Origin of the sequence: Streptomyces sp. NPDC053755, from assembly GCF_040677675.1 — a bacterium.
In the GTDB taxonomy this organism is placed as follows: domain Bacteria; phylum Actinomycetota; class Actinomycetes; order Streptomycetales; family Streptomycetaceae; genus Streptomyces.
The window spans coordinates 45,042-56,659 of record NZ_JBFASK010000023.1 but is presented as its reverse complement, the minus strand read 5'-3'; the positions used below and the strand labels follow the sequence as shown (position 1 = coordinate 56,659).

Here is an 11,618-nt window from a genome sequence, read left to right as displayed (position 1 = left end):
CGTGTCCGTGAGGTCCCGCCCGGGCCGCGGGCGCCGCCGATCCGTGCGGCCTCTCGGCGCCGGGTCGTGTCCGTGAGGTCCCGCCCGGGCCGCGGGCGCCGCCGATCCGTGCGGCCTCTCCCTAGCCGGGGAGCGGTGCGGGCAGGTAGTCGGTCAGCGCGCAGCCGTCCACCAGGAGCTCCTCCTGGCGGTATCCGTCGGGGATCTTGAAGTCCTTCTCGCAGGTGAAGAGCAGGGTGCCGGAGTCCTTGAGCTTCTCGGCGACGCGCTCGTCGCCCGGGACGAGGGCGAAGTCCTGACCGATGAGGAAACGGCTCCCGCCGCCCGAGGCGGCCGCCTTGCGGTTGGCCTCCTGGAACTTCTGCATGTCCGTGACGGTCAGCAGGGTCAGGGTGTCCTCGCGGTCGTCCCCGCAGACCGCGCGCTGGCCTATGCCCCAGGCCGGGTCCTTCGACTCCTCGTTCATGGAGCCGTCCCCGGAGGCGGCGCGCAGGTCGCTGCACAGGGTGTGCTCGCTGACGATCCGTTCGACTCCCGCCAGGTCACCCGCCTTCGCCAGGCCCGCGTCCTCTCCCCAGCTGCTGCTGCAGCCCGTTACCGTGACGAGGGCGGTCAGGGCCGCCCCCAGGACGGCGGTGCGCTTGAGCCGCATGAAACCTCTGCTCCTCTGTGCTGTCGGTGGGCCGGTGTACCGGCGGTCGCCGTACCGGGGGTGGGCGCGGACATGCTCGCGGACCGCGCGAACGCCCCCGGCGGCCCGGAACGAGGGCTGCCAGGGGCGTTCTGAGCGAGCGTCAGGCGCGGTAGATCGCCTCGATCTCGTCGGCGAAGTCCTTCGCCACGACGTTCCGCTTCAGCTTCAGCGACGGGGTGATGTGCCCGGCCTCCTCGGTGAACTGGGAGTTCAGGACCCTGAACTTCCGCACCGACTCCGCCTTGGACACCGCCGCGTTGCCGTCGTCCACCGCCCGCTGCACCTCGGCGAGCAGCTCCGCGTCCTCGCGCAGCGTAGCCGCTGTGGAGCCGGAGGGCTTGCCGTGCTCGGCGGCCCACCGGCCCAGGAACTCCTCGTCCAGGGTGACCAGCGCGCCCACGAAGGGCCGCCCGTCGCCCACCACCATGCACTCCGCGACCAGCGCGTGCGCCCGGATCCGGTCCTCGATGACCGCCGGGGCGACGTTCTTGCCGCCCGCCGTCACCAGGATCTCCTTCTTCCGGCCGGTGATCGCGAGATAGCCGTCCTCGTCCAGGGTGCCGATGTCACCGGTGTGGAACCAGCCGTCGGCCAGCGCCTCGGCCGTCGCGGCCTCGTTCTTCCAGTAGCCCGAGAAGATGTGCTCGCCGTGCAGCAGCACCTCGCCGTCGTCGGCGATCCGCACCACCGATCCCGGGAGCGGCTGCCCCACCGTGCCGATCTTCTGCCGGTCCCACGGGTTGAAGGCCGTCGCCGCGCACGACTCCGTCAGGCCGTAGCCCTCCAGGACCGTGAAACCGATGCCGCGGAAGAAGTGGCCGAGCCGCTCGCCCAGCGGCGCGCCACCGGAGATCGCGTACTCGCCGCGACCGCCGAGGACCGCGCGCAGCTTGGAGAAGACCAGCTTGTCGAAGATCCTGTGCTTGATCCGCAGGCCGAGGGAGGGACCCTGCGGCGTGCCGATCGCGCGGCTGTACGCGATCGCCGTGTGCGCGGCCTTGTCGAAGATCCTGCCCTTGCCGTCGGCCTGCGCCTTGGCGCGCGCCGAGTTGTAGACCTTCTCGAAGACGCGCGGCACACCGAGGATCAGGGTCGGCCGGAACGCGGCCAGCTCGTCGGTGAGGTTCTTGATGTCCGGCACGGTGCCCAGCTTGATCGGCGCCATCACGGAGGCGACCTCGACCAGGCGCCCGAAGACGTGGGCGGCGGGCAGGAAGAGCAGGACCGAGCACTCGCCGGTACGGAACAGCGGCTTGAGGCGCTCCACCACGTTGCCGCACTCGGCGAAGAAGGCGCGGTGCGTCAGCACGCAGCCCTTGGGGCGGCCGGTGGTGCCGGAGGTGTAGACGATCGTCGCCGGGTCGTCGGCGTGCGCGGACGACATCCGCTGGTCGAGCAGCGCGTCGGAGACGTCCGTACCGGTCGCGGTCAGCCGGGCGACCGCGTCGGCCTCGATCTGCCAGACACCCTTGAGCTCGGGCAGGCCGGCCCGGACCGACTCCACGGACTCCTCGTGGGCGGCGGACTCCACGAGGACCAGCGAGGCCCCCGAATCGCCGAGGATCCACTGGATCTGCTCCGGCGAGCTGGTCTCGTACACCGGCACGGTCACCCCGCCGGCGCTCCAGATCGCGAAGTCGAGGAGCACCCACTCGTAACGGGTCCGGGACAGCAGCGCCACCCGGTCCCCCGGCTCCACGCCGGCGGCGATCAGCCCCTTCGCGACCCCGCGGACCTCGGCGAGGAACTGCCGGGCGGTGACGTCCGTCCAGACGCCCGCCACCTTGCGCCCCATCACGGCGACATCTGGGTGCTGAGACGCGTTGCGGCGGATGAGATCCGTCAGGTTGCCGTCCGTGGGGACCTCGTACAGGGCCGGAAGGCTGAACTCGCGCAAGACTGCTGCTCCTCATCGGGCGCCGGCGCCACGGCTCTGTGTGATGCACCGGTGAAGTCCAAGATCGGGCAGGTGCTCAGTGGGGGTGAGCACGACTGGACTGCCCGGACGTTACCCATCAGTACTCGGTTCCCGATAGGGGGGTCGGGTCAGATGTTCCATGCGTCACACATGTATGGCGGTGCTTCGCGCACAGTAGTCCACACCTTCGCGGACTCGGAAGTAACCGCAGGTCCGACGCCCTAAGGTGGGCTCATGCCAGGCATGAGAGTCCATGTCGTCAGTGACGTGCACGGGAACACCGGCGCCCTCGCCAAGGCGGGGGAGGGGGCGGACGCCCTCATATGTCTCGGTGACCTCGTGCTCTTCCTCGACTACGCCGACCACAGCCGAGGGATCTTCCCCGATCTCTTCGGCGTCGAGAACGCCGACCTCATCGTCGAGCTGCGCACCGCGCGTCGCTTCGACGAGGCCCGTGAGCTGGGAAGACGGCTCTGGTCCGAGCTCGCCGTCGACCGCGACACGGCGATCGAGTCCGCGGTGCGCCGGCAGTACGCCGAGCTGTTCGCCGCCTTCCCGACGCCGACCTACGCCACCTACGGCAACGTCGACATCCCCGGTCTGTGGCCCGAGTTCGCCCGCGACGGGACCACCGTCCTGGACGGCGAACGGACCGAGATCGGCGGCCTGGTCTTCGGATTCGTGGGCGGCGGTCTGCGGACCCCGATGCGGACCCCGTACGAGATCTCCGACGAGGAGTACGCGGCGAAGGTCGAGGCCCTCGGCGACGTCGACGTGCTGTGCAGCCACATCCCGCCGGAGGTGCCGGAGCTCACCTACGACACGGTCGCGCGGCGCTTCGAGCGCGGCAGCCGCGCCCTCCTCGACGCGATCCGCCGCACCCGGCCGCGCTACGCCCTCTTCGGGCACGTCCACCAGCCCCTGGTACGGCGGATGCGGATCGGCGCCACGGAGTGCGTCAACGTCGGCCACTTCGCGGCGACCGGGAGGCCCTGGGCCCTGGAGTGGTGAGAGCCCGGTCCCAGGGGCGCGATAGCCTTCGGTCGGCACGTTCGTGCCCTTCGACTTCCGCCGGACCGCACAGTGGAGGAACCACCGCGATGGCCGAACACACCAGCTCGAGCATCACCATCGAGGCGGCACCGGCCGACGTCATGGGCGTGATCGCCGACTTCGCCCGCTACCCCGAGTGGACGGGCGAGGTGAAGGAGGCCGAGGTCCTGGCGACCGACGCGGCCGGCCGCGCGGAGAAGGTCCGGCTGCTCCTGGACGCCGGCGCGATCAAGGACGACCACACTCTGGCGTACACCTGGACCGGCGACGACGAGGTCAGCTGGACCCTGGTCAAGTCGCAGATGCTCCGGGCCCTGGACGGCTCCTACCGCCTGGCCCCGGCCGGCGGCGGGCAGCGCACCGAGGTGACGTACCAGCTGACGGTCGACGTCAAGATCCCGATGCTCGGCATGATCAAGCGCAAGGCCGAGAAGGTCATCATCGACCGCGCCCTCGCCGGCCTGAAGAAGCGCGTCGAGTCGGGCGCGTAGCGCCCGCCCCGCCGTCGGCGGGCCCTCCGCCCGGCCCCGCGCCTCGCGTCTCCCGCGGACGACATCCGGGGGAGGGCCGGACGCCCCGCGGCGGCCCGGTAGCGTCACCCCATGCGGATCATCCTTGTCACCGGCCCCGGCGGCGCCGGACGCACCACCGTCGCCTCGGCGACCGCCCTCGCCGAGGCGACGGCCGGCCGCCGGGTGCTCCTGGTGTCCGAACGGCCCGACGAGACGCTCGCGGCGGCCGCCCCCGGAACCCTCCGGATCCTCCGCCCCGACCCGGCCGCCGACTTCCGCCGCGAGTTCCTCGACCTCCAGGCCCGCTCCGCCACCGCCCTCGACCTCCTCGGCGCTGCCCCGCTCGAGGACGCCGAGCTGACCGAACTGCCCGGCAGCCGGCCCTTCGCGCTCCTGCGCGCCCTGCGCGACGCCGCGGCCACGGACGGGGACCTGGTCGTCGTCGACATGCCGCCGCTGCCCGACACCCTCGCCGTCCTCGCCCTGCCCGAGCAGCTCCGCCGCTATCTGCGCCGGCTCCTGCCACCCGAGCGGCAGGCCGCCCGCGCCCTGCGCCCGATGCTCGCCCAACTGGCCGGTGTCCCCATGCCCGCTCAGTGGCTGTACGAGACCACCGGCCGCTGGGAAGCCGAGCTGGCCGCCGTCCAGGCCGTCGTCGACGCCCCCGGCACCACCGTCCGCCTCGTCGTCGAGCCCGGCCCCGAGGCGCACGAAGCCCTGCGCACCGCCCGCCTCGGGCTGGCGCTGCACGGTCTGGTCCTCGACGCGGTCGTCGCCAACCGGCTGCTCCCCGCCGGCTCCGCCGACCCCTGGCTCGCCGAGCTGGCCGCCGGCCGCCGCCGGCACCTGGAGCGGCTCCGCGAGGCGTACGACGGCCCGGTCCACGCCCTGCCCCACCTCGGCAGGGACCTCGGCGGCCCCGAGGACCTCGCCCTGCTGGCGGTGGAGGAGAAGCTCGGGGCGGGGCCCGTCCCCGCCGGCGCGCCCCCGTGGACGGTCGAGGACCGCCGCGGGGAGGACGGCATCCTCGTGTGGCACCTCCCGCTGCCCGGGGCCGTCAAGGAGGAGCTGTCCCTCGTACGCCGAGGGGACGAACTCCTCCTCGCCGCCGGGCCCTTCCGCCGGAACGTCCCCCTGCCGCCCGTGCTGCGCCGCTGTACCGTCTCCGGCGCCGGCCTGGTCGACGGCGACCTGCGGGTCCGTTTCACCCCGGATCCCGGCCTCTGGCCGAAGACGCCGTAACGGACGCCCCGGCGCCCGTGTACCGTCGACGGTAGAAGCCGTAAGGAGTACGCCATGAGCGATTCGGATGCCTGGGCCAAGGCGTGCGCCGAGGACCTGGAGGCCGAGAAGGCCCGCCGCCGCGCACGCGCCGGCACGGAGCCCGGTTCGGCCGCCGAGGAGTTCCGCAGGCTCTTCGACGCGGTCGCCGACAAGGTCTCCGGCCTGCGGGGCCCGCTGGCGGGCATGGCCGCGCAGGGCGCCGTCCAGCAGACCGTGCAGCAGATCGTCCACCAGGCGAAGGCGGCCGTCGAGCCCGTCATCGAGCGGAACCCGCAGGTCTTCGACCATCTCGCGGCGGCGGGCAGCGAGCTCCTCGCCGCGTACCGCTCGGCGGTCGAGGGCCACGAGACGCGCTGGACGCGCGAGGGGACCCGCCCGGGCGGCGCGGAGCCGGGGACCGCGGCACCGGCCGACCGGCCCGACGATCCGCGTGACGAAGGCCCCGGAACCGGGCAGCAGATCGATCTCGACTGACCGGTACGGCCGCCCCCCTCGGGTACGGTTGGCCCTAGCGGGGCTCGACCGAAAACTGAGGGACACATGGGACTCACCATCGGCGTCGACATCGGCGGCACGAAGATCGCGGCCGGCGTGGTCGACGAGGAGGGCAACATCCTCGACACGCACAAGGTGCCCACCCCGCCGACCCCCGGAGGCATCGTCGACGCGATCTGCGCCGCTGTGTCCGAGGCCGGCAAGGGTCACCAGATCGAGGCCGTCGGCATCGGCGCGGCGGGCTACGTCGACGACAAGCGCGCCACCGTCCTCTTCGCGCCGAACATCGACTGGCGGCACGAGCCGCTGAAGGACAAGGTCGAGCAGCGGGTCGGCCTGCCGGTCGTCGTCGAGAACGACGCGAACGCGGCGGCCTGGGGCGAGTACCGGTTCGGGGCGGGGCAGGGGCACGAGGACGTCATCTGCATCACGCTCGGCACCGGCCTCGGCGGCGGCATCATCATCGGCAACAAGCTGCGCCGCGGACGCTTCGGCGTCGCCGCGGAGTTCGGCCACATCCGGGTCGTCCCCGACGGCCTGCTGTGCGGCTGCGGCAGCCAGGGCTGCTGGGAGCAGTACGCCTCGGGGCGCGCGCTCGTCCGCTACGCCAAGCAGCGCGCCAACGCCACCCCGGAGAACGCCGGGATCCTCCTGGAGCTCGGCGACGGCACGCCGGACGGCATCGAGGGCAAGCACGTCAGCGCGGCCGCCCGGCAGGGTTGCCCGGTGGCCGTGGACTCGTTCCGCGAGCTGGCCCGCTGGGCCGGCGCCGGTCTGGCGGACCTGGCGTCGCTGTTCGACCCGTCGGCGTTCATCGTCGGCGGCGGCGTGTCGGACGAGGGCGAGCTGGTGCTCGACCCGATCCGGAAGTCCTTCCGGCGCTGGCTGATCGGCGGCCAGTGGCGTCCGCACGCGCAGGTCCTCGCGGCCCAGCTCGGCGGCAAGGCCGGACTGGTCGGCGCGGCGGACCTGGCCCGCCAGGGCTGACCGCTCCCCGTACTCCTTCGCGACTCCGCCCGCCGTGCCCCTCGGGGTACGGCGGGCGGTTGTCGTATGTTGCGGGGCATGGCGATCAGTGAGCTGCCCAACTCCCGCACCGAAGCGGACGGTTCGGCCGTCGTGCGGGTGCTCGGTTACAACGTCCGGTCCCAGCGGGACGACGAGGACGCCCTCGCCCGGGTCATCCGGGCCTGCGCGCCCGACCTCGTCTTCGTCCAGGAGGCGCCCCGGTTCTTCCGCTGGCGCAAGCACGCGGCCAGGCTGGCCGCCAAGAGCGACCTCTACGTGCTGAGCGGCGGCGCCACCGCCGCCGGGCCCCTGCTGATGTGCTCGCTGCGGGCGACCGTGGAGCGCACCGAGGACATCCTGCTGCCGCTCACCCCGGGGCAGCACCGCCGGGGTTTCGCGACGGCGGTCGTCCGGTTCGCGCGGGCGAGGGTCGGGCTGATCAGCTGCCATCTGAGCCTGCGCGAGGAGGAGCGGTACGCGCAGACGGGGATGCTCCTCGACCGGGTGGCGGCGATGGGCGCACCGCACACGATCGTGGCCGGGGACCTCAACGAGCCGCCGGAGGGGCGGAGTTTCACCCGCCTGGCGAAGGAGCTCCAGGACGGCCGGCAGGTCGCCCCCTGGGGTGGTGAGTACACCTTCTCAGCGGCCGAGCCGCGCCGGCGGATCGACGCGATCCTCGCCACGGAGGGGGTGGAGTTCCTCGGCTGCGGTGTCCCGCCCGGTCTTCCGGAGGCCGACCTCAGGGCGGCGACGGACCACCTGCCGGTGCTGGCGGCGGTCCGGATCCCGGCGAGCTGAGCGGGCCGCGACGCCCCGGGGCCGGCCGCGACATGCGCCGGGCCGAGCCCGCTCGGTGCTCGGGAGCCCCCGGCCGAGCCCGCCCCGTGCGCGAGAATCCGGCCGGCCCGAGCCGGGCGCCCCGGACCCGGCCGTCACCCCGCCGCGCACCCGGCCGTCGCGGCCCGCCCGTGGCCGTCGTACTCCCGCGGCTCCCGGCGCCCGCGGCCCTCACACCACCGCGCCGCGGCCCGGGTCGTCGTAGCCGTCATCGTCGTCGTGCTTCATCCGGGCCACCAGCGTCGCGAAGCCACCCAGGAAACCGCCCACGCACACCGTGGTCAGCCACCAGGTCATCTCCCACTGGAGCAGCACCGCGAGGAGCATCAGGACCGGGCCGCCCACCACACCGAGCCACGCGAACTTCGTCGTGGCGTCGGCCTCCGGCAGCGGCGGCGGCTCCGGCGGGACGAAGTGCCCCTCGCCGTCGTCGTCCTTCCCGGCACGCCTGCCCGGCTTGCCCTCCTCGCGGTCCTCGGAACCCTCCGCCGACTCCGCCGACTCCGCCGGCTCCTCGTCCGGATCCGCGAGCCGGTAGTCGCGCGGGCCACCGCCCACGCTCACGCCGGGGGCGAAGACGACCGAGCTGCCGAGGGCCGGTCTCTCCGGCTCCTCGTCCTCGGCGTCCTCCTCGGCGTCGCCGCCGTCGTCGCTCTCGCTCTCCACGGGCTCGGGCAGCGCCAGGTCCTCGATCGACCTGAAGGGCCGGGACCCCGGAGGGTCCGCCGGCTCCTCGCCGTACCCGGCGACGATCGCCGCCCAGGCGGCCTCCTCGTCGATGGGCTGCGGCTCGCGCTCCCCGTCCTGCTGCTCAGCCACCGCTCGTGCTCCCCTTCTCCCCGACGACGTCCGGAGCGAGCCGGCCGACGAACGCCCAGCTCTCCTCGAAGATCCGCTCCGCATCGTGGTCCAACGTCGCCACGTGGTAACTCTGTTCCAGCAGGATCTCCCGCACGTCGGTCGAGGAGACCCGGCTGAGGATGCGGGCCGAGTCCGCGGGCGGCACCACGTGGTCCCCCGGGCTGTGCAGCAGCACGATCGGCTGGGTGACCTGCGGCAGCTCCGCGTCCACGGTGCGGAAGAAGCGCCGCAGCGAGTGCGCCGCGTGCAGCGGCACCTTGTCGTAGCCGATCTCGGTCACGCCTTCCTTGGCGATGTCACTGGCGATGCCGTTCGTCGTACGGACGAAGTGGCGGACCACCGGCAGCGCGTGCGCGGCGACGCCGTGCACCTTGTTGCCCGGGTTGACCAGGACCAGGCCCTGGACCGCGTCGCCGTGCTTCGCGGCCAGCCGCAGCGCCAGCGCCCCGCCCATCGACAGGCCGAAGACGAAGACCCGCTCGCACCGGGCGAGCAGCTCCCGCAGGGCCCGGTCCACCTCCGCGTACCAGTCCTGCCAGGTGGTGAGCTGCATGTCCTCCCAGCGGGTGCCGTGCCCCGGGAGCAGGGGCAGCGACACGGTCAGTCCGCGCTCGGCGAGATACTCGGCCCAGGGGCGCAGCGACTGCGGGGATCCGGTGAATCCGTGACAGAGAAGGACGCCGACCTCTCCGCCCTCGTGGCGGTACGGCTCGGCTCCAGGAAGGACCGGCACCGGGGTCTCCTGTTCGGGGTTCGGCTTCGGGGGTTCGACGAAGCGACGGCAAAAGGGGAAGGACCTTCACCGTACGCGACCGGACCGACACCGACCAGGTCCGTATGCACGAAGGTGCCCCGTCTTGGGCCGCTCCCGCGCGGGTGCGCGGGACACGGCGGGATATGGTCTGTCCGACGGCACACGGAAGGCACTCGAGTTGATCTACGGCGCAATGAAGTTCTCCATCGGAGGGTCGCTGAAGCTGGCCTTCAGGCCGTGGGTGGAGGGCCTCGAGAACATTCCCGCCGAGGGGCCGGCGATCCTCGCGAGCAACCACCTGTCGTTCTCGGACTCCTTCTTCCTGCCCGCCGTCCTCGACCGCAAGGTCACCTTCATCGCCAAGGCCGAGTACTTCACCTCGCCCGGGGTGAAGGGCAGGCTCACCGCCGCCTTCTTCAAGGGCGTCGGCCAGCTGCCCGTGGACCGCTCCGGCGCGCGCGGCGCGGGCGAGGCCGCGATCAAGGCCGGCATCGAGGTCATCGAGAAGGGCGGCCTCTTCGGGATCTATCCCGAGGGCACCCGCTCGCCCGACGGCCGGCTCTACCGCGGCAAGCCGGGCGGCCTCGCGCGCGTCGCCCTGGCCACCGGTGCGCCCGTGATCCCCGTCGCGATGATCGACACCGAGAAGATCCAGCCACCCGGCAAGGTCGTCCCCAAGCTGATGCGGCCGGGCATCCGGATCGGCAAGCCGCTCGACTTCAGCCGCTATCACGGCATGGAGGGCGACCGCTTCATCCTGCGCTCGGTGACCGACGAGGTCATGTACGAGATCATGAAGCTGTCCGGCCAGGAGTACGTCGACATCTACGCGACGGCCGCCAAGCGGCAGATCGCCGAGGCCGAGAAGGCCGCCAGGGAAGCCGTCAAGGCCGAGATCGCGGCACGGGAAGAGTCCGGCGCCTGACCCCTGCGTGGGGGGGGCGCCGTCGGGGGTGGGGGAGATGGCCAAGCGCGAGCGTGTCGTGCGGATGTCGGTCGAGCAGCCGCTGTGGCGGGCGCTCACCGCCTACCGCGTCCTGACCATGATCTACGCGGTCCTGCTCTTCGTCTTCTCGCGTGACGACTTCGAGCGGCCCTGGGTGGCCGTCGCCTTCCTCGCCGTCATGTGCGTCTGGAACCTGGCCACCCTCCCCAAGGTGGCCAACGCGGCCGGCTGCACCCGTCGTTTCCTCGTCGCCGACCTCGCCGTCGCGCTCACCGGCATCCTGCTCACCCCGCTCGCCGACGCCCAGGCCCGGACCGTCGACGGCCCCACGCTGCCCTCGATATGGACCGCCGGAGCCGTCCTCGCGTACGCGATCAAGGGCGGCTGGCGCTGGGCCGCCTTCGCCTCCTCGCTGGTGGCCGTCGCCAACATCGTCGAGCGCGGCCACCCGAGCCGCGACACCCTCCACAACGTCCTGCTCGTGTGGGTGGCATCCGTCGCCATCGGATACGTCGTCGAGGTCGCCCGCGCCTCCGAGCGCACCCTCGCCCGCGCCCTGGAGATCGAGGCCGCGACCCGGGAGCGGGAGCGCCTCGCCCGGGACATCCACGACAGCGTGCTCCAGGTCCTGGCGATGGTGCAGCGGCGCGGCACGGCCCTCGGCGGCGAGGCGGCGGAACTGGGCCGGATGGCCGGCGAGCAGGAGGTCGCTTTGCGCACCCTGGTCGCCGGCGGCCTCACCCGGCCTTCCCTGATCTCCGAAGACGAGTCCGAAGGCGCCGTCGTCCGGTATGTCGACGTCCCCGACGACGAGTCCGGCGCGGCGGATTCCCCAGGGGCGCCGGTCGACCTGCGGACGCTGCTCGCCCCGCGCGCCGGGGCGCGGGTCACGCTCTCCGACCCGGGCGCCCCGGTCCTGCTCCCGCCTCCCGCGGCCCGCGAACTGGCCGCGGCCGTCGGCGCCGCCCTGGACAACGTCCGGGTGCACGCGGGCGCGGACGCGCGGGCGTGGATCCTGGTGGAGGACTGGCCGGACGAGGTGATCGTGACGGTGCGCGACGACGGCCCGGGCATCCCGGAGGGGCGGCTCGCGCAGGCCGAGGGCGAGGGCCGGATGGGCGTCGCCCTGTCCATCCGCGGGAGACTGCGGGAACTGGGCGGCACGGCCGAGCTGATCTCGGTCCCCGGCCAGGGCACGGAAGTGGAACTGAAGGTCCCGCGGCAGCGCGGGAACCACGGGGGAAGGTGAACGG

The 11,618-nt window shown here is 73.0% G+C and carries 12 protein-coding genes; 8 read left to right on the top strand and 4 right to left on the bottom strand.

Annotation, left to right across the window (positions count from 1 at the left end):
• Nucleotides 1–121: 121 nt before the first annotated feature.
• Both AB0K65_RS21950 and AB0K65_RS21945 read right to left on the bottom strand, forming a co-directional pair.
• Nucleotides 122–652, bottom strand: coding sequence for a hypothetical protein (locus AB0K65_RS21950; protein WP_365718979.1), 531 nt, complete (start codon nucleotides 650–652; stop codon nucleotides 122–124).
• 142 nt (nucleotides 653–794) lie between these two features.
• Nucleotides 795–2,591 (bottom strand): AMP-dependent synthetase/ligase, encoded by a 1,797-nt coding sequence (locus AB0K65_RS21945; protein WP_365718978.1) that lies wholly within the window; start codon nucleotides 2,589–2,591, stop codon nucleotides 795–797.
• A gap of 264 nt (nucleotides 2,592–2,855) precedes the next feature.
• Here AB0K65_RS21945 and AB0K65_RS21940 point away from each other — a divergent pair, with 264 nt between their 5' ends.
• The 6 genes from AB0K65_RS21940 (at nucleotide 2,856) to AB0K65_RS21915 (ending at nucleotide 7,765) form a co-directional block, all read left to right on the top strand.
• Nucleotides 2,856–3,623 carry a metallophosphoesterase gene (locus tag AB0K65_RS21940; RefSeq protein WP_365719090.1) on the top strand — a complete coding sequence of 256 codons (768 nt, stop codon included), beginning with the start codon at nucleotides 2,856–2,858 and terminating at the stop codon, nucleotides 3,621–3,623.
• 89 nt (nucleotides 3,624–3,712) lie between these two features.
• Nucleotides 3,713–4,156, top strand: coding sequence for an SRPBCC family protein (locus AB0K65_RS21935; protein ID WP_365718977.1), 444 nt, complete (start codon nucleotides 3,713–3,715; stop codon nucleotides 4,154–4,156).
• Between the two features lie 111 nt (nucleotides 4,157–4,267).
• The gene (locus tag AB0K65_RS21930) at nucleotides 4,268–5,419 is read left to right on the top strand and encodes an ArsA-related P-loop ATPase (RefSeq protein ID WP_365718976.1); all 1,152 of its coding nucleotides are present in this window, start codon (nucleotides 4,268–4,270) and stop codon (nucleotides 5,417–5,419) included.
• A gap of 54 nt (nucleotides 5,420–5,473) precedes the next feature.
• Nucleotides 5,474–5,935, top strand: a complete 462-nt coding sequence (locus AB0K65_RS21925; protein WP_365718974.1) for a DUF5304 domain-containing protein — start codon at nucleotides 5,474–5,476, stop codon at nucleotides 5,933–5,935.
• A 66-nt stretch (nucleotides 5,936–6,001) separates the two neighbouring features.
• Nucleotides 6,002–6,943 carry an ROK family glucokinase gene (locus AB0K65_RS21920; RefSeq protein WP_365718971.1) on the top strand — a complete coding sequence of 314 codons (942 nt, stop codon included), beginning with the start codon at nucleotides 6,002–6,004 and terminating at the stop codon, nucleotides 6,941–6,943.
• 78 nt (nucleotides 6,944–7,021) lie between these two features.
• Nucleotides 7,022–7,765, top strand: coding sequence for an endonuclease/exonuclease/phosphatase family protein (locus tag AB0K65_RS21915; protein WP_365718969.1), 744 nt, complete (start codon nucleotides 7,022–7,024; stop codon nucleotides 7,763–7,765).
• A 210-nt stretch (nucleotides 7,766–7,975) separates the two neighbouring features.
• Here the strand turns inward: AB0K65_RS21915 and AB0K65_RS21910 are convergent, their stop codons facing one another.
• A complete protein-coding gene (locus AB0K65_RS21910) occupies nucleotides 7,976–8,623 on the bottom strand; it encodes a hypothetical protein (RefSeq protein ID WP_365718967.1) in 648 nt (215 codons plus the stop codon).
• The gene (locus AB0K65_RS21905) at nucleotides 8,616–9,398 is read right to left on the bottom strand and encodes an alpha/beta fold hydrolase (RefSeq protein WP_365718965.1); all 783 of its coding nucleotides are present in this window, start codon (nucleotides 9,396–9,398) and stop codon (nucleotides 8,616–8,618) included. The genes AB0K65_RS21910 and AB0K65_RS21905 overlap by 8 nt, the downstream gene beginning before the upstream one ends.
• Before the next feature lie 214 nt (nucleotides 9,399–9,612).
• On the opposite strand from AB0K65_RS21905, the gene AB0K65_RS21900 reads away from it, so the two are divergent.
• Nucleotides 9,613–10,344: a lysophospholipid acyltransferase family protein gene (locus tag AB0K65_RS21900; protein WP_365719088.1), complete on the top strand. Its 732-nt coding sequence runs from the start codon at nucleotides 9,613–9,615 to the stop codon at nucleotides 10,342–10,344.
• 37 nt (nucleotides 10,345–10,381) lie between these two features.
• Entirely contained in the window at nucleotides 10,382–11,614 is a 1,233-nt protein-coding gene (locus tag AB0K65_RS21895) for a DUF5931 domain-containing protein (RefSeq protein WP_365718963.1), read from the top strand.
• Nucleotides 11,615–11,618: the final 4 nt, after the last annotated feature.